Annotated in this window: 16 protein-coding genes and 1 pseudogene; 12 read left to right on the forward strand and 5 right to left on the reverse strand. The window is 72.3% G+C overall.

Translation table 11 applies throughout. The features are described from left to right. Positions 1–76 precede the first annotated feature (76 nt). The 4 genes and pseudogenes from ACWF79_RS18275 to ACWF79_RS18290 all read right to left on the reverse strand — a co-directional run. Positions 77–316 (reverse strand): annotated as a pseudogene (locus ACWF79_RS18275) (hypothetical protein); the annotation flags it as partial. 137 nt (positions 317–453) lie between these two features. Further along, positions 454–1,821 carry an APC family permease gene (locus ACWF79_RS18280; RefSeq protein ID WP_453729114.1) on the reverse strand — a complete coding sequence of 456 codons (1,368 nt, stop codon included), beginning with the start codon at positions 1,819–1,821 and terminating at the stop codon, positions 454–456. 107 nt (positions 1,822–1,928) lie between these two features. After that, complete coding sequence (locus ACWF79_RS18285; RefSeq protein WP_453729115.1) at positions 1,929–2,393, reverse strand: SRPBCC family protein; 465 nt, start codon at positions 2,391–2,393, stop codon at positions 1,929–1,931. A gap of 2 nt (positions 2,394–2,395) precedes the next feature. Then, positions 2,396–3,763 carry a diaminopimelate decarboxylase gene (locus ACWF79_RS18290; RefSeq protein WP_453729116.1) on the reverse strand — a complete coding sequence of 456 codons (1,368 nt, stop codon included), beginning with the start codon at positions 3,761–3,763 and terminating at the stop codon, positions 2,396–2,398. Between the two features lie 103 nt (positions 3,764–3,866). Between ACWF79_RS18290 and hutU the strand changes: the two genes are divergently transcribed. The 12 genes from hutU to ACWF79_RS18350 all read left to right on the forward strand — a co-directional run bounded on the left by hutU (position 3,867) and on the right by ACWF79_RS18350 (position 17,855). After that, on the forward strand, positions 3,867–5,546 hold the full coding sequence (gene hutU, locus ACWF79_RS18295; protein ID WP_453729117.1) for a urocanate hydratase: 1,680 nt from the start codon (positions 3,867–3,869) through the stop codon (positions 5,544–5,546). Positions 5,547–5,563: 17 nt separating this feature from the next. Continuing rightward, the gene (locus ACWF79_RS18300; protein ID WP_453729175.1) at positions 5,564–6,754 is read left to right on the forward strand and encodes an allantoate amidohydrolase; all 1,191 of its coding nucleotides are present in this window, start codon (positions 5,564–5,566) and stop codon (positions 6,752–6,754) included. Beyond that, positions 6,745–8,082, forward strand: coding sequence for a formimidoylglutamate deiminase (locus ACWF79_RS18305; RefSeq protein ID WP_453729118.1), 1,338 nt, complete (start codon positions 6,745–6,747; stop codon positions 8,080–8,082). Before ACWF79_RS18300 ends, ACWF79_RS18305 begins: the two co-directional genes overlap by 10 nt. 26 nt (positions 8,083–8,108) lie before the next feature. Next, the gene (hutI, locus tag ACWF79_RS18310; RefSeq protein WP_453729176.1) at positions 8,109–9,356 is read left to right on the forward strand and encodes an imidazolonepropionase; all 1,248 of its coding nucleotides are present in this window, start codon (positions 8,109–8,111) and stop codon (positions 9,354–9,356) included. A 238-nt stretch (positions 9,357–9,594) separates the two neighbouring features. Beyond that, entirely contained in the window at positions 9,595–10,674 is a 1,080-nt protein-coding gene (locus ACWF79_RS18315) for a GNAT family N-acetyltransferase (protein WP_453729119.1), read from the forward strand. A gap of 27 nt (positions 10,675–10,701) precedes the next feature. Continuing rightward, positions 10,702–11,937 (forward strand): glycosyltransferase, encoded by a 1,236-nt coding sequence (locus ACWF79_RS18320; protein WP_453729120.1) that lies wholly within the window; start codon positions 10,702–10,704, stop codon positions 11,935–11,937. Beyond that, positions 11,934–12,740, forward strand: coding sequence for a polysaccharide deacetylase family protein (locus tag ACWF79_RS18325; protein WP_453729121.1), 807 nt, complete (start codon positions 11,934–11,936; stop codon positions 12,738–12,740). Before ACWF79_RS18320 ends, ACWF79_RS18325 begins: the two co-directional genes overlap by 4 nt. Positions 12,741–13,023: 283 nt before the next feature. Next, on the forward strand, positions 13,024–14,775 hold the full coding sequence (locus ACWF79_RS18330) for a hypothetical protein (RefSeq protein WP_453729122.1): 1,752 nt from the start codon (positions 13,024–13,026) through the stop codon (positions 14,773–14,775). A 57-nt stretch (positions 14,776–14,832) separates the two neighbouring features. Then, complete coding sequence (locus ACWF79_RS18335) at positions 14,833–15,249, forward strand: hypothetical protein (protein WP_453729123.1); 417 nt, start codon at positions 14,833–14,835, stop codon at positions 15,247–15,249. Further along, complete coding sequence (locus ACWF79_RS18340) at positions 15,246–16,322, forward strand: glycoside hydrolase family 26 protein (protein WP_453729124.1); 1,077 nt, start codon at positions 15,246–15,248, stop codon at positions 16,320–16,322. Before ACWF79_RS18335 ends, ACWF79_RS18340 begins: the two co-directional genes overlap by 4 nt. 50 nt (positions 16,323–16,372) lie before the next feature. Next, on the forward strand, positions 16,373–17,599 hold the full coding sequence (locus ACWF79_RS18345; RefSeq protein WP_453729125.1) for a C2 family cysteine protease: 1,227 nt from the start codon (positions 16,373–16,375) through the stop codon (positions 17,597–17,599). A 4-nt stretch (positions 17,600–17,603) separates the two neighbouring features. Further along, on the forward strand, positions 17,604–17,855 hold the full coding sequence (locus ACWF79_RS18350) for a DUF6406 domain-containing protein (protein WP_453729126.1): 252 nt from the start codon (positions 17,604–17,606) through the stop codon (positions 17,853–17,855). Positions 17,856–17,857: 2 nt separating this feature from the next. Here ACWF79_RS18350 and ACWF79_RS18355 read toward each other — a convergent pair whose 3' ends face one another. Then, on the reverse strand, positions 17,858–19,783 hold the full coding sequence (locus ACWF79_RS18355; RefSeq protein WP_453729127.1) for a lipopolysaccharide biosynthesis protein: 1,926 nt from the start codon (positions 19,781–19,783) through the stop codon (positions 17,858–17,860). Between the last annotated feature and the right edge of the window lie 54 nt (positions 19,784–19,837).

Raw genomic sequence — 19,837 nt, forward strand, 5'->3', positions numbered from 1 at the left:
GACCGGCGGGGGCCGACGGGGCGGCCGGGGCGGTGGCGGGCGGAGGGGAGGTCGGGGACGGCAGGGCGGGTACGACGGCCGGGCCGGCCGCCGCTCCAGCCGCGGGCGGTCTCGGCGGAGGGTTGCCCGCGAAGGAGTCGTACTCCGCGGCCGCGCGGGCCAGTTCGGCGGCCTCCGCGGCCGTCGCCTCGTGGTCTCCGACCGGCGATTCGCCCGCCGCGCCGAGGGCGAGCCCGCTGGTCCAGTCGACCAGCCAGGCTCCGCGTGCGCCCGGCAGGCTCATGGCCTCCTGCAGGCACTCGTCGATTCCGGGCACGCGGATTCCCCTCCCGATGCAGCGCGCGGGCGTACGGCAGTGACCGTGACGTTACTCAACGTTCTCGCCGTGGGGAGGAGTTCTGGCATTTTCCATCGGAACATGCCCGCAGCTTGCTTGAATTCGCCCCCGCTCGCTCAGTCCTCGCCACGTACGCGCAGGACGACCCGATTGACCACCCACAGCCCGATCCCGAGGGCGAGCAGCACACCGGCCCGGACGTACACGTCGGCCGAGCGGTCCGCGAGGGGGCTCGCCAGAACGAGGGCGGTGAGGGCGCCGAGGACCGGGAGCGCCGTCGGCGCACGGAAGTGGGCGTGCTCCACCCGGTCCTTGCGCAGCACCAGGACGGCGATGTTGACCACGGCGAAGACGCACAGCAGCAGGAAGGCCGTGGTGTCGCCGAGGCCCTCGATCTCACCGGTGGTGACGAGCCCGAGGGTGAGGAGGGTGGCGAAGACGATGCCGGTGAGGGGCGTGCGGCGGTTCTTCAGGACCTTGCCCATCACGCGCGGCAGGACGCGCTCGTTGGCGAGGCCGTAGCAGAGCCGGGAGGCCATCATGATGTTGATGAGCGCGGAGTTGGTGACCGCGAACAGGGCGATCAGGGCGAAGAGTTTCGGCGGGAAGTCGACCCCGCCGGCCTTCACGACCTCCAGGAGCGGCCCACTCGACTTCTCCAGCGTCCGGTGGTCGACGAGGAGCGAGGAGACCAGGGCGACCAGGACGTAGACGGTGCCGGTGACGGCGACGCCCGTGAAGATGGCGCGGGGGAAGGTGCGGGCCGGGTCCCGCGTCTCCTCCGCCATGTTGACCGAGTCCTCGAAGCCGACGAAGGCGAAGAAGCCCAGTGCCGTGGCCCCGAGCACGCTCGTGACCAGCGCGAACCCGGTGCCCGACGCCTGGAATTCACCGAGCCGCGACGGCTCCCCCTCGCCGCCCAGGACGGCCCAGGCGCCGATCCCGAGAATGATCAGCAGGCCGGTGAGCTCGACTAGCGTGAGGACGACGTTGGTCTTCACGGACTCCGACACCCCGCGCAGCGCGAGACAGGCGAGGGCGAGGACGAAGGCGACCGCGATGAGCGTGGCGGGGACCGCGTCCGTGAACTCCTGGAAGTAGTCGCCGCTGAAGGCGCGGGCCGCGGCGCTCGCGGAGGAGAGCCCCGAGCACATCACCATGAACGCGACGATGAAGGTGAGGAAGGGGACCTTGAACGCCTTCTGCGTGTAGAGCGCGGCACCGGCCGCCTTCGGGTACTTGCCGACCAGTTCCACGTACGAGGCGGCGGTCAGCAGCGCGACGACGAAGCCGATCGCGAACGGCAGCCAGAGGGCGCCGCCGACCTTGCCCGCCACCTTGCCCGTCGTCGCGTAGATACCGGTGCCCAGGATGTCGCCGATGACGAAGAGGATCAGCAGCTTGGGCCCGATCACCCGTTTCAGCGCGGGTTGTTCGGGCTGCTGGGGCGAGGGTGGCGGTGGTGCGGTCTCCGGCGTGGTCATGGGGCGGCCCCTCCTGTTCAGGCGTCAGGAGAAGGCCTGCCCGGGCATCGGTCACGTGATGCCCCGGGCACCGTCACTCGTTCGGGCGAACACATGTACGGAGAGCGTCAGATGCGGCGTTCCACGGAGGCTGCCATGTCGTCCAGGTCCTTCGCGAGCGCCCGGCTCACCGCCTTGGCCCCGAGGCCGCTCAGCAGCTTGGTGAGGAAGCCCATGCGGTTGCCCTCGGCCGGAGTCGCCGAGAACGTCATCCGTACCGACGTCGCCCCCGTCCCGGCCGGGAGCAGCGCGATCTCCGAGACGTAGTGCATGCCGTGCGAGTCGGCCACCGTGACGTAGCGGTCCGGCGGCTCGGCCTCGGTCACGGTCATCTCCTCCGTGGCCTCCTTGCCCATCATCCGCCGGGTCTCCCGCCAGCGGGTGCCCACGCCGAACACGCCCTCGGTCAGCACCTCGACCCGTTCCACGCCGCTGAGGACCCGCGGCATGTCCTCCAGGTCCGTCAGCGCCTCCCAGACGGGTCCGGGAGGCGCCTCGATCCGGCGTTCTACGGTGATGCTCCTGGTAGCCATGGTCATGGCTCCACGGAACCACCGGCCCGTCGGTCCAGCAACGCGTCGGCGTGCGCCCCGCCCGCCTCCGCGACGATCTCGTCGAGCGTCTGCGCCCCGCGTACGGTCGAGAAGGCGACCTTGTCCCCGTCGTCCGTGACGGTGAAGCCGTGGACGGCCGGCCGGGGCAGGCTGTTGTACGCGTAGGGGTGGGCGAAGTAGTACGCGCCGGTGTCGGGCACCGCGACGATGTCGTCCGGCCGCAGCAGGGGCAGCGCGCGCGCCGTGGCGATCATGTCCCCGGCGAAGCAGGCGGGCCCGGCCACGTCCTGGACGACCTCCTCCCCGCCGCGCGGCCCGCCCTCGGAGTCGTACGCGAGGACGCGCAGCGGCCAGGAGAGCGGGTCGTAGACGGTACGGGTGGCCACCTGCACGCCCGCGTGGGTGACGGCGACCGGCCGGCCCCCGGAGGTCTTGGTGTACTCGACGCGGGCCAGGATCGTGCCGTGCTTGGCGAGCAGCGAGCGGCCGAACTCGGTGACGAGGCCGTACCGCCCGTCGAGGAGCCCGGGGACGGTCTCGGCGAGCAGCGCGGCGTACTCCGCATAGGTGGGCGTCTCCTCCTCGGAGGCGAAGTTCACCGGCAGTCCGCCGCCGATGTCGAGCGTGTCGATCTGCTGCCGCCCCGCCTTGGCGTTGATCTCCTCCGCGAGGTCGTACACGGCGGCGACGCCCTCGGCCATGAGGGCGAGCGGGACGCCCTGGGAGCCGGTGTGGGTGTGCAGCCGGGTCAGCCAGGGCCGGTCGAGGTACGCCCGTACGACGGCGTCCCGCGCGCCCTCGTCGCGGAGGGCGACCCCGAACTTGGAGGTGGCGGTCGCCGTCGACAGGGCCCCGATGGAACCGGCCCCGATCTGCGGGTTCACCCGGATGCCGAGCGGCGAGAGCGTCGGGGCGGAGGCGACGAGCGCGTCGAGCCGGGCCAGTTCCTGGAGGTTGTCGGCGTTGACGGCGATCCCGAGCGCGAGGGCCTGGCGCAGGTCGGCGGGCGTCTTGGCGGGCGAGTCGAGCACGGTACGGGAGGCGGGGAGGCCGGCGGCGCGGGCCAGGGCCAGCTCGCCCGGGCTCGCGACCTCGACCCCGAGCCCGCACGCGTCGAGCAGGCGCAGGACGGGCACGAGGGGGCAGGCCTTGACCGCGAAGGCGTGCAGGACGGGGGCGTCGGTGACGGCGGCGAAGGCGGAGACGAGGGCGGCGGCGGAGGCGCGGATGCCCTCGGTGTCGAGGAGGGCGACGATCTGCCGGTCGGGGTCGGTGGAGGAGATCAGGCCCTGCGTGACGGCGGCTCGGACGGCCCGGTCGCGACGGGCCCCGGCGTGGTGGGAAGCCATGGATCCATAGGACCACCGGGACGGGCGCCGCCGCAGCTGTTGACTACAAGTATTCAGCAGTCCAGGATGTGAATAACTGATTCACATCGGAGGAGGCTGCCCCATGTCAGGACCCCGCCCCGTACGGGCCCCGCGCGGTACGGAACTGAGCGCCCTGGGATGGCAGCAGGAGGCCGCCCTCCGGATGCTGCAGAACAATCTCGACCCCGAGGTCGCCGAGCACCCCGACAAGCTCGTCGTCTACGGCGGCACCGGCAAGGCCGCCCGCGACTGGCGCTCCTTCGACGCGATGGTGCGCACCCTGCGGACCCTGAAGCAGGACGAGACGATGCTCGTCCAGTCCGGCCGCCCGGTCGGCGTCATGCAGACCCACGAGTGGGCCCCGCGCGTCCTCATCGCCAACTCCAACCTGGTCGGCGACTGGGCGAACTGGGAGGAGTTCCGGCGCCTGGAGCAGCTGGGCCTGACCATGTACGGCCAGATGACGGCCGGCTCGTGGATCTACATCGGTACGCAGGGCATCCTGCAGGGCACGTACGAGACGTTCGCCGCCGTCGCCGCGAAGAAGTTCAACGGGACCCTGGCCGGAACCATCACGTTGACGGCCGGTCTCGGAGGCATGGGCGGCGCCCAGCCGCTCGCGGTGACGATGAACGACGGCGTCGCGATCTGCGTCGACGTCGATCCGCGTGCGATCGAGCGCCGCATCGAGCACCGCTACCTGGACGTCAAGGCCGACAACCTGGCCCACGCGCTGGCCCTGGCCACCGAGGCCCGGGACGCCCGCCGTCCGCTCTCCATCGGTCTGCTCGGCAACGCGGCGGAGCTGCTGCCGCAGATGCTGGCCGAGGGCGCCCCGATCGACATCGTGACCGACCAGACCTCGGCCCACGACCCGCTCTCGTACCTGCCGATCGGCGTCGACTTCGACGACATGGCCTCGTACGCCGCCAAGGACCCGGCGGGCTTCACGACCCGGGCGCGCGAGTCGATGGCCAAGCACGTCGAGGCCATGGTCGGCTTCATGGACGCGGGCGCCGAGGTCTTCGACTACGGCAACTCCATCCGCGGCGAGGCCCAACTGGCGGGCTACGACCGCGCGTTCGCCTTCCCCGGCTTCGTACCGGCCTACATCCGGCCGCTCTTCTGCGAGGGCAAGGGCCCGTTCCGCTGGGCGGCCCTCTCGGGCGAGGCGTCCGACATCGCCAAGACGGACAAGGCGATCCTCGACCTCTTCCCGGAGAACGAGTCGCTCCACCGCTGGATCAAGATGGCCGGCGAGCGCGTCCACTTCCAGGGCCTGCCCGCGCGCATCTGCTGGCTCGGCTACGGCGAGCGGGAGAAGGCCGGCGAGCTCTTCAACGACATGGTGGCCTCGGGCGAGCTCGCGGCCCCGCTGGCCATCGGCCGCGACCACCTCGACTGCGGTTCGGTGGCCTCCCCGTACCGTGAGACCGAGGCGATGCTCGACGGCTCCGACGCGATCGCCGACTGGCCGCTGCTCAACGCCATGGTCAACGTCGCCTCGGGCGCCTCGTGGGTGTCGCTGCACCACGGCGGCGGCGTCGGCATGGGCCGCTCCATCCACGCGGGCCAGGTGTCGGTGGCGGACGGCACGAAGCTGGCCGGCGAGAAGATCCGCCGCGTCCTGACGAACGACCCCGGCATGGGCGTCATCCGCCACGTCGACGCGGGCTACGACATCGCGGAGCGGGTGGCGCAGGAGAAGGGCGTACGGGTGCCGATGCGCGAGGACGGCAGTGCGGACGGTGCCTCCGCGTGAGCGAGACGTTCCACGCCATGTGGCGGTCGCTGCGGCCCATCGGCCGCAGCGCCGCCTCGGGCGGCTACCGCCGGTACGCCTGGACGGGCGCCGACGCCGACTGCCGGCTCTGGTTCCAGATGCAGGCCGAGGCGCGCCGCCTGAACTACGAGGTCGACCGCAACGGCAACCAGTGGGCCTGGCTCGGCGATCCCGCGGCCGGTGACGCGGTCGTCACCGGCTCGCACCTGGACTCCGTACCGGACGGGGGCGCCTTCGACGGCCCCCTCGGTGTGGTGTCGGCGTTCGCGGCGCTTGACGAACTCCGCCGCAGGGGAGTGGAGTTCGCCAGACCGTTCGCGATCACCAACTTCGGTGACGAGGAGGGCGCGCGCTTCGGCCTGGCCTGCGTCGGCTCGCGCCTCACGGCCGGGCAGCTGACGAAGGAGCAGGCGTACGCGCTCCGGGACGCCGACGGGATCACGCTCCCGCAGGCGATGGAGGCCGCCGGGTTCGACCCCGAGGCCATCGGCCCCGACCCCGAGCGCCTCGCTCGGATCGGCGCGTTCGTCGAACTGCACGTCGAGCAGGGCCGCGCCCTCGACCTGTCCGGCGACTCGGTCGGCATCGCGTCCGCGATCTGGCCCCACGGCCGCTGGCGGTACGACTTCGCGGGCGAGGCCAACCACGCGGGCACCACCCGCCTGGTCGACCGCCGCGACCCGATGCTCACGTACGCCGAGACGGTCCTGGCCGCCCGCCGCGAGGCCGAACTCGCGGGCGCCGTCGCCACGTTCGGCAAGATCGCGGTCGAGCCGAACGGCGTCAACGCGATCCCGTCGCTGGTCCGGGGCTGGCTGGACGCGCGGGCCGCGGACCAGGAGTCCCTGGACGCCGTGATCGAGGGCGTCGAGAGCGCGGCCCGCGACTACGCGTCCCGGCACGGCATCGACCTCACGGTCGTACGGGAGTCCTTCACGCCGGTCGTGGAGTTCGCGCACGCGCTGCGGGACGAGTTGGCCGCCGTCCTCGGGGAGAAGACCCCGATCCTCGGAACGGGGGCCGGGCACGACGCGGGTATTTTGTCCGCATCGATCCCGACCGCCATGCTGTTCGTACGGAACCCCACGGGCGTCTCGCACTCCCCGGCCGAGTTCGCGGCCGAGGAGGACTGCGTCGCGGGGGTGCTCGCACTCGCCGACGTACTGGAGGGCCTGGCGTGCAGGTGACGACGTACTGGCTGGAACACGCCTGGCTGGACACCAACGTGGAGCCGGGCGTGGCGCTGGACGTGAGCCAGGGCCGCATCACGGCCGTACGCAGGGGCGTCGACCTGCCGCCCCCGGGCGCGGAGGTCCTCCGGGGCCTGACGCTCCCGGGCCTGGCGAACGCGCACTCGCACGCCTTCCACCGGGCGCTGCGCGGGACGGTCCAGGTCGGCTCCGGCACGTTCTGGACGTGGCGGGAGGTCATGTACCAGGTGGCGTCCCGGCTGACGCCGGAGACGTACCACGCGCTCGCCCGCGCGGTGTACGCGGAGATGGCGCTGGCCGGCATCACGGCGGTCGGCGAGTTCCACTACCTCCACCACGCGCCGGGCGGCACGCCCTACGCCGACCCCAACGCGATGGGCGAGGCCCTCCTCCAGGCGGCGGCGGACGCCGGCATCCGGATCACGCTCCTGGACACGGCGTACCTGTCGTCCGGCTTCGGCGCGGCGCCGGACAGGCACCAGCTGCGCTTCTCGGACGGCACGGCGCAGGCGTGGGCGGAACGGGTCTCGGCGCTCAAGGAGCGCGAAGGCGTCCGGATCGGGGCGGCGATCCACTCGGTCCGGGCGGTCCCGGCGGACCAGCTGTCGACGGTGGCGGACTGGGCGCGCGAGCGGGGCGTACCCCTGCACGTCCACCTCTCGGAGCAGACGGCGGAGAACGACGCGTGCCTGGCGGCCCACGGCCGCACGCCGACGCAGCTCCTCGCGGACCACGGTGTCCTCGGCCCGAGGACGACCGGCGTCCACAACACCCACCTCACGGACACGGACATCGGGCTCCTCGGCTCGTCGACGACCGGCACCTGCATGTGCCCGACGACGGAACGGGACCTGGCGGACGGCATCGGCCCGGCGGTCGCCCTCCAGCGGGCGGGCTCGCCGCTGTCGCTCGGCAGCGACAGCCACGCGGTGATCGACCTCCTGGAGGAGGCGCGGGCGATGGAGCTCAACGAACGCCTCCGCTCCCGCACGCGCGGTCACTGGACGGCCGCCGCGCTGCTGCGCGCGGCGACGGCCGACGGCCACGCGGCCCTCGGCTGGGCCGAGGCGGGCACCCTGGAGCCGGGCGCGCTCGCCGACTTCACGACGATCGCCCTGGACTCGGTCAGGACAGCGGGACCGGTGCCGCGTCTGGCAGCCGAGACGGCGGTATTCGCAGCGTCGGCCGCGGATGTGCGGCACACGGTCGTGGGCGGCCGCCCTGTCGTACGGGACGGGGTCCACCAGTCCGTACCGGACGTCGCCGGGGCCCTGACGGACTCGATCGCCGCACTGCGCGGCTGACCCGGCTGAAGGAGACACCCTTGACCATGAACACCGGCCCGGCGGCGAGGAACACCAGCGAGGCGACCTCCGCCCCCACGAGCGCGAAGAGCGCCGTGGCGACGACCGCGACGGCCATCGTCAACATCGCCAGCCTGGTCACGAACGATCCCTCCCTCGGTGATTGCAGTCCTCTGGGCCTGATCCAGGACGCGGCCGTCGTCATCGAAGGCGACCGGGTCGTCTGGGTCGGTGAATCAAGCAAAACACCCGCCACTGACAACCGGGTCGACGCGGACGGCCGGGCGGTGATCCCGGGGTTCGTGGACTCCCACTCGCACCTGGTCTTCGCGGGAGACCGCACGGCGGAGTTCAACGCGCGGATGTCGGGCCAGCCGTACAAGGCGGGCGGCATCAGGACGACGGTGGCGGCGACACGGGCGGCCACCGACGAGGCCCTCTCGGCCAACGTGGCGCGCTTCATGGACGAGGCACTGCGCCAAGGCACGACCACCTTCGAGACGAAGTCGGGCTACGGCCTGACGGTCGAGGACGAGGCGAGGGCGCTGCGGATCGCGTCGGAGCACACGGACGAGGTCACCTACCTGGGCGCCCACATCGTGTCCCCGGACTACGCGGACGACCCGGCGGCGTACGTCGAGCTGGTGACGGGCGAGATGCTCGACGCCTGTGCGCCGTACGCCCGCTGGGTGGACGTGTTCTGCGAGAAGGGCGCGTTCGACGGGGACCAGGCGCGGGCGATCCTGACGGCCGGCAAGGCGAAGGGCCTGCACCCGCGGGTGCACGCGAACCAGCTGAGCTACGGCCCCGGTGTTCAGCTCGCCGTGGAACTGGACGCGGCGAGCGCGGACCACTGCACGCACCTGACGGACGAGGACGTCGCCGCCCTGGCCTCCGGCAACACGGTGGCGACGCTCCTGCCGGGCGCGGAGTTCTCCACGAGGGCCCAGTGGCCGAACGCCCGCCGCCTCCTGGACGCGGGAGTGACGGTCGCCCTGTCGACGGACTGCAACCCCGGCTCGTCGTTCACGTCGTCGGTCCCGTTCTGCATCGCCCTGGCGGTACGCGACATGGGGATGACCCCGGACGAAGCGGTCTGGTCGGCCACGGCAGGCGGCGCCAAGGCCCTCCGCCGCACGGACGTGGGCCATGTGACCCCGGGCGCCCGTGCGGACCTCACGCTCCTGGACGCCCCCTCCCACGTCCACCTGGCCTACCGCCCGGGGGTTCCGTTGGTGAAGGGCGTCTGGCGGCGGGGGACGCGGGTGGTGTGACGGCGATCGGTTCGCCCCGAGAGCTGGTTGGCACGCCCCATTGGTCGCTTGATCACCATCCGTTCCCCTCGGTCACAGATCGGGCGAGTAGCCCTGTCCGGGAGTGATTTCGACCGGTACCGTCCTGTAGCGGCAGGACTCAGGGGGGAAGACCGGGGGGTCGGAGTTGAGCGCTGTCCGTGGTCAGGCTGTCCGTGTGCGGGGGAAGCACGGTGGGCGGCGGCGAATCGTGCAGGTCATGGCGCCAGGAGAGCTCACCGCCGGTGCGGTGGGGGCGTGGCGGGAGCTTCGGGGGAAGGCGGGCCGGCCCGACAACCCGTTCATGGGGCCCGAGTTCACCCTTGCCGTCGGCGCCGTGCGGCCCCGGGTGCGGGTCGCCGTGTGGTGGGAGGACGGGGAGCCCGTCGGGTTCTTTCCGTACGAGAAGGGGCCGTTCGGGCACGGGCGGGCCGTCGGGCTCGGGGTGTCCGACTGCCAGGGCGCCGTCCTTCGGCCCGGTCTCGCGCCCTCGCCCCGTGCGCTTCTGCGTCTCTGCGGGCTCTCCGCCTGGGAGTTCGACAACCTGGAGGAGGGGCAGGCCCTGCTGGGCGGGCGGCCCGCCTTCGAGGCGTTCGCCTCACCCGTCATCGCCATCGGCGACGGTTACGCCGCGTACGAGGACGTCCTGCGCGTCCAGTCGCCCAAGTTCCTCAAGACCACCCTTGCCAAGGAGCGGCGGCTGGGGAGACAGGTCGGGGCTGTTCGGTTCGTCTTCGACGAGCGTGATCCCGGAGCCCTGCGCACCCTCATGGAGTGGAAGTCCGCCCAGTACCGCCGTACCGGCAGGCGTGACCGCTTCGCCAAGGAGTGGATCAACGCCCTCGTCCGGCACCTTCACGCGCTGCGCGAGCCCGGGTGCTCCGGTGTTCTGTCCGTGCTGTACGCCGGTGAGCGGCCGGTCGCCGCGCACTTCGGGCTCCGTTCCCGCACCGTCCTCTCCTGCTGGTTCCCGTCCTACGACCCCGAGTTCGCGAAGTTCTCGCCCGGACTCGTCCTCCATCTGCGGATGGCCGAGGCGGCCGCGGCCGCCGGGATCGGCCTGCTCGACCTCGGCCGGGGCGACGCCGAGTACAAGGACGCCCTGAAGACCGGCGAACTGACCGTGTACGAAGGGTCGGTGACCCGCCCCGGGTTACGCGCCGGACTCCACTGGCTCTCCCACGAGCCCGCCCGCCGCGCCCGCGGCTACGTACGCGACCGGCCCGTGCTCGCCGCGCGCGGCCGCCGCACCCTCAACCGGCTCGCCCGGCTGCGCGGCGCCGCAGCCGGTCAGGCCTGAGCCGACGACAGCGGGGGGAAAGCCAGAATGCGACCATCACACGCCCTCTCCGTCGTCGACCTCGACCTCGACTCGCCCGACGGTCCCGTCCTCTCCCTCCGGCCGGCCCCCGGCGGACCGCCGCCCGGCCCCGGTGACGTCTACGCCCTCGTGCGACTCCGCGGCAGGCCGGCCGCCACTCTCCTCGGACACGTGCCGGAAGGGTACGACCCCGCCGAGGTGCTCGGCCGACTCGCCCGGGAGCGGCTCACCGAGCCCCCGCCCGAGCCGCTCGTCGTACCGCCCCGCGCCTGCGTCGTCGTCGCCACCCGCGAGCGCGCCGACCAGCTCGCCCGCGCCCTGGACTCCCTCCTCGACCAGGACCATCCGGACTACGACGTCCTCGTCGTCGACAACGCGCCCCGCACCCGGGACACCGAGGAGCTGGTCACCGGCAAGTACGGCGGCCGCGTCCGGTACGTCCGCGAGGACACCCCCGGGCTCGCCGTCGCCCACAACACCGGACTCGCCCACGCCCGCGCGGGCGTCGTCGCCTTCACGGACGACGACGTCGTCGCCGACCCGCACTGGCTGACCGCCCTCACCGCGCCCTTCGCCGCCGACCCGCGGCTCGGCTGCGTCACCGGCCTCATCCTGCCCGCCTGGCTGCGGACCCCCGCCCAGATCCTCCTCGAATCCCACGGCGGCTTCGCCAAGGGCTTCGCGCCCCGGCTGTACGACCCGATGCGCCCGCCCGCCGACGAACCGCTCTTCCCGTTCACCGCCGGCAGCTTCGGCTCCGGCGCCAACATGGCCTTCCGGACCTGGGCCCTGAAGGCCGCCGGCGGCTTCGATCCGGCCACCGGCACCGGCACGGCCGCCCGGGGCGGGGACGACCTGTACGCCTTCGTCGCCGTCCTCTCCGCCGGATTCCGGCTCCGCTACACCGCCGACGCCCTCGTCTGGCACCACCACCGCGAGACCTGGCAGGACCTGCGCAACCAGGCCTTCGGATACGGCGCCGGCCTCACCGCGTACCTCACCGCCACCCTCGTCCGGCGCCCCGCCCTGCTGCCCGCGCTCCTCGCCCGGCTGCCGCGCGGACTCGCGTACGCCAAGGACATGACCGCCCGGCGGGACACCGGCAGCGGTGCCGTGCCCGGCGCGCACGGCACCCACACCCACCCCTGGCCTCGCAGCCTCTCCCGACTGGAGCGACGCGGCATGCTCTACGGACCGCTCGGTTACGCCAAGGCACGGCTCCGGATGCGGGGTTCGAGATGAGCGCACCCGCCCACACCCGTATCCCGGTCCTCCTCTACCACGCGGTGTCCGACGACCCGCCCGACTGGATCGCCGAATTCACCGTCACACCCAAGGAGTTCGAGGCGCAGCTCGACGCGATCGTCGACAGCGGCCGGACCCCCGTCACCGTCGGCGTCCTGGCCGACCACCTCACGCGGTGCGCCCCGCTGCCGCCCCGGCCCGTCGTCCTCACCTTCGACGACGGCTTCGCCGACCTGCCGGGGCCCACCGCCGAGGCCCTCGCCGCACGCGAGCTGCCCGCCACCGCGTACCTGACCACCGGCGCGATCACCCCGGGCCGGGCCTGCCTGCTGCCGCCCGCGCCGATGATGACCCTCGGGCAGGCGCCGCTCCTGGAGCAGTACGGGATGGAGGTCGGCGCCCACACCGCCACGCACCCGCAGCTCGACACGCTGCCGCCGAAGGAGCTGCGGCGCGAGCTGCGCGAGCCGAAGGCCGTCCTGGAGGACGTCCTCGGACACGCGGTCCGGCATCTCGCCTACCCGCACGGCTACAACAGCCCCGCCGTGCGCCGGGCCGTCGCCGACGCCGGGTACGCCTCGGCCGTCGCCGTCCGGCACGCGCTCAGCTCCGAGACCGACGAGCGGTACCGGATCGCCCGGCTCATCGTCCGCCGCAGCCACACCGTCGCCGACGTCGAGCACTGGATGGACGGCCGGGGCGCCAAGGCAGCGCCGTACGCGGACTCGCTGCCGACGGTGGGCTGGCGCCTGTACCGCAGGGCCCGCGCGCTGGTCAGAGGGCCGGAGTTCGCGGGCTGAGACCGGGGGCGGGCGGCACGAGGCGGCACCGCGTGGGACCTGATGGCGAGACATTTCTAGGGGGAGTGCCACCGTGCAGCAGCAGCATGTGCCCGCGTCACAGGCAACGGGAAACGACGCACCGCTCACACCGGGGGATGGGCGGGCGGGCCTGGGGGCGGCAGGGGCGACAGGGGCGTCAGGGACGCCCGGGGCGCCTGGGGCGCCTGGGGCGCCCGGGGAGGCGGCAGGGACGCCCCTCCGTCTCCCCGGCCCTCAGGCCGTCCTCGTCGCCCTCCCGCTGGTGCTGGCCGCCGCCCTCTGGCTGTACGCGCTGCCCCGGATCGGCTTCCGCGACATGGCCGACTACGGGCTCCTCGACCGTTTCCCGCTCGCCTTCTACGCCTCCCTCGCCGCCCTGACCTGCGGCATCCTCCTAGCCCTGCGACGGGCCGGTACGGCCCCGTGGTGGCCCGCCGCGTACAGCGTCGCCCTGCTCGTGGCGCTGAAGGCACCGCCGGCGATCCTGTACGACTCCGTGCGCTACGCCTGGGCCTCCAAGCACGACGCCGTGATCAGCCGGCTCCTGGCCGAAGGCACGGTGCACCCGCAGCGTGAGCTGTCCGGCGGGATGTCCGCGTACGACCAGTGGCCTGGGTTCTTCGCGCTGGACGCCGCGCTCGTACGCGCCTTCGGCGTCGAATCGGCGGCCTCGTTCATCAACTGGGCGCCGGTCGCCCTGGGTGTCCTCACCCTCCCCGTCCTGCTGCTGATCTACCGCACCTTCACCGACGACTGGCGGCTCGTGTGGACCGGGGTGTGGATCTTCCAGCTGGCCAACTGGGTCGGCCAGGACTACCTGTCCCCGCAGGGCTTCGCGTCCCTGCTCCATCTGACCGTCTTCGCCGTCGTCGTACGGCACTTCGTACGGCCCCGGTCGGCCGGGCGGCTGCGGGACCGTACGTTCCTCGACCCCGCTGCGGCCGCCGTGCCGCCGCCGACGACGCTCAGACAGCGGGCGATCGCCGTCCTGATCGTCGTGCCGCTGATCGCGACCATCAACGCCTCGCACCAGCTGACACCGGTGATGCTGTGCGCCACGCTCTTCGCGCTCTGCCTCACCCGCCGCTACCGCAACATCGGGCTGCTCGTCGTCACCGGCCTGATCATGCTGGCCTGGGACCTCACCATGGGCCGGGTCCTGTTCCTGGAGACCATGAGCACGCTGAAGGACTCGGCGGGCGACCTGCTCTCCAACTCCCGCGCCGGATACGCGGGCGAGCCGACCGGCCCCGGTCCCGAGCTCGTCGGCGCGGCCAACATCGTGATGGTCCTGGCGCTCGCCGCGCTCGCCGGCACGGCCGTGCTGCTGCGCCGCCGGCTCGTCCGCAGCGCGCTGCCGCTGCTGCTCGCCGCCGCCGCGCCCGTGCCGATGTTCGCCGTCAACGACTACGGCGGCGAAATGCTCTTCCGTGTCTACCTGTTCGGGCTCCCGGGTACGGCGTTCTTCGCCGCCGCCGCGCTCGTCCCGGCGGCGGGGGCGGTCGGCAGGGGCGCGAAGGCGGCACGGCGGGTGGCCGTGGTCGCGCTGCCGCTCGCGCTCACCGCCCTGCTGGCCGGCTTCCTGCCCTCGTACTACGGCAAGGAGGGCATGCACTACGCCCCGCCCGCCGAACTCGCCCTCACCCGGCGCGCCTACGACCGGGCCCCGGACGGCACGCTGATCCTCGCGACGACCGGCTCGTTCCCGGGCGCGTACCACCGCTACGACCACTACGAGCGCTGGTTCTTCACGGAGCAGGACGTGCCCGAGAACCTCAAGATGCTGAAGGACCCGGCGGGCTACCTCGCCCGAGGCATCCCCGAGGGCCGTCCGGCGATCGTGGTGCTCACGCCGACGCAGGAGAAGGCGGTCATCGGCGAGGGCTACCTGCCCCCGGGCAGCTTCCGCACCCTGAGCGAGGACCTCAAGCGCTCGCCGCTCTTCCGGGTGGTGGAGGAGAGCGAGCACGGCCTGGTCCTGGAGTACCGCAGACCGACGCCACGCACCCCCTGACCGCAGACCCTCCACCCCCCACGCCTCCGCCCCCCCATCACCGGGAGTAGGTACGCCATGGCACCCGCACACCTCCGGCTCAGAATCGGGCTCGCGGCCTCCGGCTGGGTCGCGCTCGGCGCCACCGCGCTGCCGGGCGGCTCCCCGGTTCGCTGGGTCCCCGTCCTCGCGTTCGTGGCCCTCGCGCCTGGTCTCGCGCTGCTGCACCCGCAGCCGAGCGGGCTGCGGCCCGGGGCCAGGCTGGAGGCGCTGGCACTCGCCGCGCCCGTCAGCCTGTCGCTGGCGGCGCTCGCCGCGACCGCGTTGTTCCTGCTGGAGGGGTTCTCCACGACCGCGTTCCTGGTCGCGCTCGCCGTCTTCGTGACCGTCGTCGCCGCGCTGCCGGGCGTACCCCTGCCCGCCGCCACCCGGGGCGCCGTCGAGCGCGAGAGCTCGCGCGTCCGGGCCAAACGGAAGCCCGGTGTCGGGCGATGAGCCGACGACGTCATGCCTCGTCGCCGCCGCGCCGCGCCGCCCCCATGGCCGTCGCCCTCGCCGCCGTCGGCGCGCTCGCCGCCGCGATCGGGGTCTGGAGCACCCAGGGCGACGGCTCCGACGACCGCTGCGCGCCCGACCGCAAGCTCGTCCCGGCGTGCGGCGCGTGGTGGGGCGCGTACATCCCGTACGACGAGGACAGCTCGCTCACCAGGCCGGTGTACGCCTTCGAGAAGAAGATCGGGCGCAAGCTCGACCTCGTCTACACGTACCACGACATGTCAGGGAACCCGACGGACGGCGAACTCCTCACCCCCGACGAGGTGGAACTCGGCAAGGACCGGCTGCTGATGCTGGCCTGGGAGTCCACGGTCTGGAAGGAGAAGCACCACGCGGGCTGGAGCGAGACGCAGCTCGGCTGGAAGAACATCGCGTCCGGCCGGTACGACGCCTCGATCATCGACCCGCAGGCGCGCCGCCTCAAGGCGTACGGCAAGCGGGTCTTCTTCTCCTTCGACCAGGAGACCGACATGCGCATCAAGGAGGGCGCGGGGACCCCCGAGGAGTACGTCGCCGCCTACCGCCACCTGCGCGACCGCTTCGAGCGGCTCGGCGTGCGCAACGTCGTGTGGGTGTGGACGGTCTCCGGCTACCTCGGCAACGCCGGGGCGATGAAGGCGCTGTACCCGGGAGACGCGTACGTCGACTGGATCGGCATGGACCAGTACAACTACTACCAGTGCCACAAGTCCCCCAACTGGCTCGACTTCGAAGCCAGTCAGCGCCCGACCTACGAGTGGCTGCGCGCGAACCTCTCCGCGAACAAACCGATCATGCTCGCGGAGTTCGCGACCGCCCCCGACCCGCGCCGCCCCGAACGCCAACGGCAGTGGTACACCGACATCCCCAAGGTCGCCCCCACACTCCCAAGGGCCCGCGCCTACGTCCACTGGAACCGCGCCGTACCGGGCGGCCAGGAGTGTGACCTGACGGTCAACTCGGGCCCAGCTCTGGAGGGTTACAGAACGGCAGCCCAAGACCGCTATTTCCACCAGCCCGTCCCCCGCCACTAGACCGACTACGATTTCCCGCCGGCGGCCGTGGGGGACGGGACGGGGGCGGTATGAGCGAGCTGCACACAACTGACGGTGATGTGGAGGCTCCACCGCTGCCTGACGCCGCGCCGGAGCTCCCCGACACGGGGGACGAGCCGGACGAGCCGCAGCAGCCCGAGGAGGCGTGGGAACCGGAGTACGCGGATCGTTCCGGTACGCCGGAGGAACCGAGAGAGCCGCGAGAGCCGGGCGAGCCGGAGGAACCGCAAGAACCGGACGAGCCAGAGCAGCCGGAGGATCCCGAGGCGGACGCGGCTGAGGACCGCCAGGACCCTGAACGTGCCTTCCTGGGAGATGTCTTCGCGAAGCTACGCGACACCCTTGCCGGATCCCGCGAGCCGGCAGAGGCTCCCGCCGACCTGTACGCCACGGTGGACCGGCCGAAGTTCAATGCCATGGAGATCCCGGAATTCGGCGTGACCCTCTTCCAGTACGGCACGCCTCTGGAACGCCCTGACGGGAAGCGGACCCCACTTTTCGATGGACCGCCCAAGCGTGAGCAGACCGAGCAGGGCAGCCTCGGGGACTGTGGCGTGATCGCCACCATGGGTGCTGTTGCCACGCATCTTCCGGAGGCGATCTCGGAGTGCGTCAAGGAGAACAGCGACGGCTCCTACGAGGTGACCTTCCATCAGGTAAAGAAGACTTCCAGCGGCGACTGGACCCGCTGCGAACCGAATGGTGCTGTCACCGTTCTCACGATCACGCCTGAGCTGGTTGTGCAGTACGACCGGCCGGACAAGCCTGCCTACGCCCGTGCGGGCGCCGAGGGCGTCGCCTGGCCCGCAATCCTGGAGAAGGCTTTCGCGGGAGTGGACCAGACCTGGGAGGGAGACCGCCCCGGGCAGGCATCCGGCTACGAACGGCTCGACCTGGGCACCCGTGCGAGTCACCGTGCCGAGATGCTGACGCAGCTCACGGGGCGGCCGGCTTACACCGACGACGTCCCCACGCAGTACGACATGAATGGAGTCAGCCCGGACCGTCAGCTGCTCACCCTGTTCCGGGAGAAGCTCGAGGCGGGCTGCCCGATACTGATCGGCACGCGCAAGCTCGAGAAGGACGAGCCGGATCTCCGCAAGGGCCTTGTGGACGGTCACGCCTATGAGGTGACCCGGGTGGACGACCAGGGACTCATCCATCTGCGTAATCCGCACAACCTCAACGATCCGAAGCCGCTCACGGCCAAGGAACTCAGGGACAACTGCAGTAGCCAGTTCACCACGATGGGATAGGAACATGATCAACGAAGTCTGGCTGTGGCCCCGAGTGGTCGGCGACTCGGACAATGCCCGGTTCTCGGTGATCCGTCTCTACGCCCCACCCGGCGAGCCGCCCAGCATCCGGCTCGTGGTCGCGGCGGACGAGGAGCGCACGCATCTCCTGTACCTGGGTGACACCTTCCCCGTACGGGACGAGACCTGGAAGTTCGAGCGGGTGGGCGGCCTGGAGAGTGAGCGATGGGTCGTGCTGCTGCGCAAGGTTGCCTGACGTCAGCTGCCTCCGGAGCGTAGGCCTCGGACCGCGATCGCCGTCATCGTGGCGCCGCACACGCCGAGGAGGACCGGTAGCGGGGAGGCGGCGAAGGTGTGCTGGGTGGCCCAGCCTGTCCAGACCAGGATCCACACCGCGCACGCCGTGATCCGGACGCTGGCGCCGAGGGTGCGGAGCAGTACCGTCGCGAGCGCCAGGCAGAGCGCCTGGAGGGCGATCGGCAGGGCCAGGAGGGCGTCGGCGGGGACCAGGGTGGTGCCGGGGCCGGCCGCCGGGTCGGGGCGGAGGCCGAGCAGCAGTGGCGCCATGTGCAGGGCGAGGAACGTCGTGCCCAGGACCATCGCGGTGAACAGCGGACGCACCCGGCGCCGGGCCACCGCCGCGCCGTGCAGGACGACCAGCAGGACCCCCGCGCCGAGGGACACCGGCGGGAGCGCCGCGATCAGTTCCGTACCGGACAGGCGATCCGCGGCGACGGCGTCCGTGTGGGCGAGCGGCAGCCAGAGGAGCGCCGTGGCGAGCCCGAGCAGCAGCCACAGCACGGTCCCGGGCCGGTCCTCCCGGCCATCGCCCTCGCCGTCCTCCAGAGCGCTCGCCGGCCGCGGGACGTACACCGGCAGGCCCAGCGTGGACGCCTCCCGCGGCCCCCACTCCTGCTCCGCCGCCCGCCGCGCCCACCTCGTCCCGTACGCGATCTCCTCCCGCCCGCCCTTCAGGGCCGCCCGCAGCCCCGGTGCCGAGGCGGCCGCCATGAGCGTCATCGCGCCGAGCATCGCCAGCCCGGCGCCCGAAATCCCGACCGGGCCGAGGAGCAGCGCCGCGCCGCCCAGGACGAGTACGCACATCGCGCCCTGGAGCACCGCGAGCGCGCCCGTACGGCCCTGGACGCGCAGCACGCCGATGTACAGCTCCACGGCGACCCGGGGGAGCGCGGCGGCGGCGAGCAGGCGCAGCACCGTCGTACCGTGCTCGGCGTAGTCCTGGCCGAACGGCGCCAGGATGTACGGCGCGAAGACGACGAGCACGACGACGACGGGGACCAGCAGCAGCGCCATGCGCCGCAGCGCCCCGCGCACGCCCTCGGCGAGCGACTCCGGGCTGTGGGAGGCGTGCGCGGTGAGTGAGGAGGCCATGTTGATGGCCATGAACTCCATCGTGCCGCCGACGGTGTACGCGGTGTAGAAGAACGCGTTGTGCGCCGCGTCGAAACGGACCGCGACCATCACCGGCAACAGGTTGATCATGGCCAGGCTGAACAGCGCGCCGACGGAGTCCCCCGCCATGAAGCGGCCGATCTCGCGCATGGCGGGCGGCTCGCGGTCGCGTTCGGCGCGGGCCTGCCGGGGAATGAGACGGCGGAAGACGAGCCAGCCGAGCGGGACGACGGACAGCGCGATCGCCGCCGACCAGGACACGAAGACGCCCAGGACCGGCATGCTCGCCGCGAAGCCGACGAGCAGGAGCAGCTTGCCGATGGAGAAGCCGGCGTTGCCGATCGGCACCCAGAAGGCGCGTCTGAGCCCGGTGAGGACACCGTCCTGGAGGGTGAGGAGCGCCCAGCCGACGCAGGAGGCGGTGAAGAAGATCCCGGCGGAGAGCGAGCCGAGCGGCGCGTACGAGGGTCCCCACCAGTCCAGGGTGAGCAGGAAGACCCCGCAGGCCAGGGCGACGACGACGGAGCTGACCAGGTAGATCCGGCCGACCAGGGAGCCGGTGGCGCGGCCGGCCCGGGGGACGTAACGGACGACGGCACCGATCATCGTCGTCGCGGTGAGGGAGGCGAGCAGGCGCTGCGCGGCGATGGCGGCGGAGCCCTGTCCGACTGCCTCCTCCGCGTAGTAGCGGGCGGCGACCAGCCAGAAACCGAGCCCGAGCGCGGCCGAGACGCCGGTGGACAGCATGAGCGCGTACGCGTTCCGGAACATCGAGTCCCCACCGGACGCGCCGGATGCGCCGGACGCGCCGGACGCGCCGGATGC

This window comes from Streptomyces sp. NPDC054975 (assembly GCF_053609105.1).

Excerpts from the sequence above, each read along its gene's own strand:
- hutI (WP_453729176.1), top strand. The coding sequence starts at position 8,109 with ATGAACACCGGCCCGGCGGCGAGGAACACCAGCGAGGCGACCTCCGCC.
- ACWF79_RS18345 (WP_453729125.1), top strand. The coding sequence starts at position 16,373 with ATGAGCGAGCTGCACACAACTGACGGTGATGTGGAGGCTCCACCGCTG.
- ACWF79_RS18325 (WP_453729121.1), top strand. The coding sequence starts at position 11,934 with ATGAGCGCACCCGCCCACACCCGTATCCCGGTCCTCCTCTACCACGCG.
- hutU (WP_453729117.1), top strand. The coding sequence starts at position 3,867 with ATGTCAGGACCCCGCCCCGTACGGGCCCCGCGCGGTACGGAACTGAGC.
- ACWF79_RS18355 (WP_453729127.1), bottom strand. The coding sequence starts at position 19,783 with ATGTTCCGGAACGCGTACGCGCTCATGCTGTCCACCGGCGTCTCGGCC.
- ACWF79_RS18320 (WP_453729120.1), top strand. The coding sequence starts at position 10,702 with ATGCGACCATCACACGCCCTCTCCGTCGTCGACCTCGACCTCGACTCG.
- ACWF79_RS18350 (WP_453729126.1), top strand. The coding sequence starts at position 17,604 with ATGATCAACGAAGTCTGGCTGTGGCCCCGAGTGGTCGGCGACTCGGAC.
- ACWF79_RS18335 (WP_453729123.1), top strand. The coding sequence starts at position 14,833 with ATGGCACCCGCACACCTCCGGCTCAGAATCGGGCTCGCGGCCTCCGGC.
- ACWF79_RS18340 (WP_453729124.1), top strand. The coding sequence starts at position 15,246 with ATGAGCCGACGACGTCATGCCTCGTCGCCGCCGCGCCGCGCCGCCCCC.
- ACWF79_RS18285 (WP_453729115.1), bottom strand. The coding sequence starts at position 2,393 with ATGGCTACCAGGAGCATCACCGTAGAACGCCGGATCGAGGCGCCTCCC.
- ACWF79_RS18290 (WP_453729116.1), bottom strand. The coding sequence starts at position 3,763 with ATGGCTTCCCACCACGCCGGGGCCCGTCGCGACCGGGCCGTCCGAGCC.
- ACWF79_RS18280 (WP_453729114.1), bottom strand. The coding sequence starts at position 1,821 with ATGACCACGCCGGAGACCGCACCACCGCCACCCTCGCCCCAGCAGCCC.
- ACWF79_RS18315 (WP_453729119.1), top strand. The coding sequence starts at position 9,595 with ATGGCGCCAGGAGAGCTCACCGCCGGTGCGGTGGGGGCGTGGCGGGAG.
- ACWF79_RS18300 (WP_453729175.1), top strand. The coding sequence starts at position 5,564 with ATGTGGCGGTCGCTGCGGCCCATCGGCCGCAGCGCCGCCTCGGGCGGC.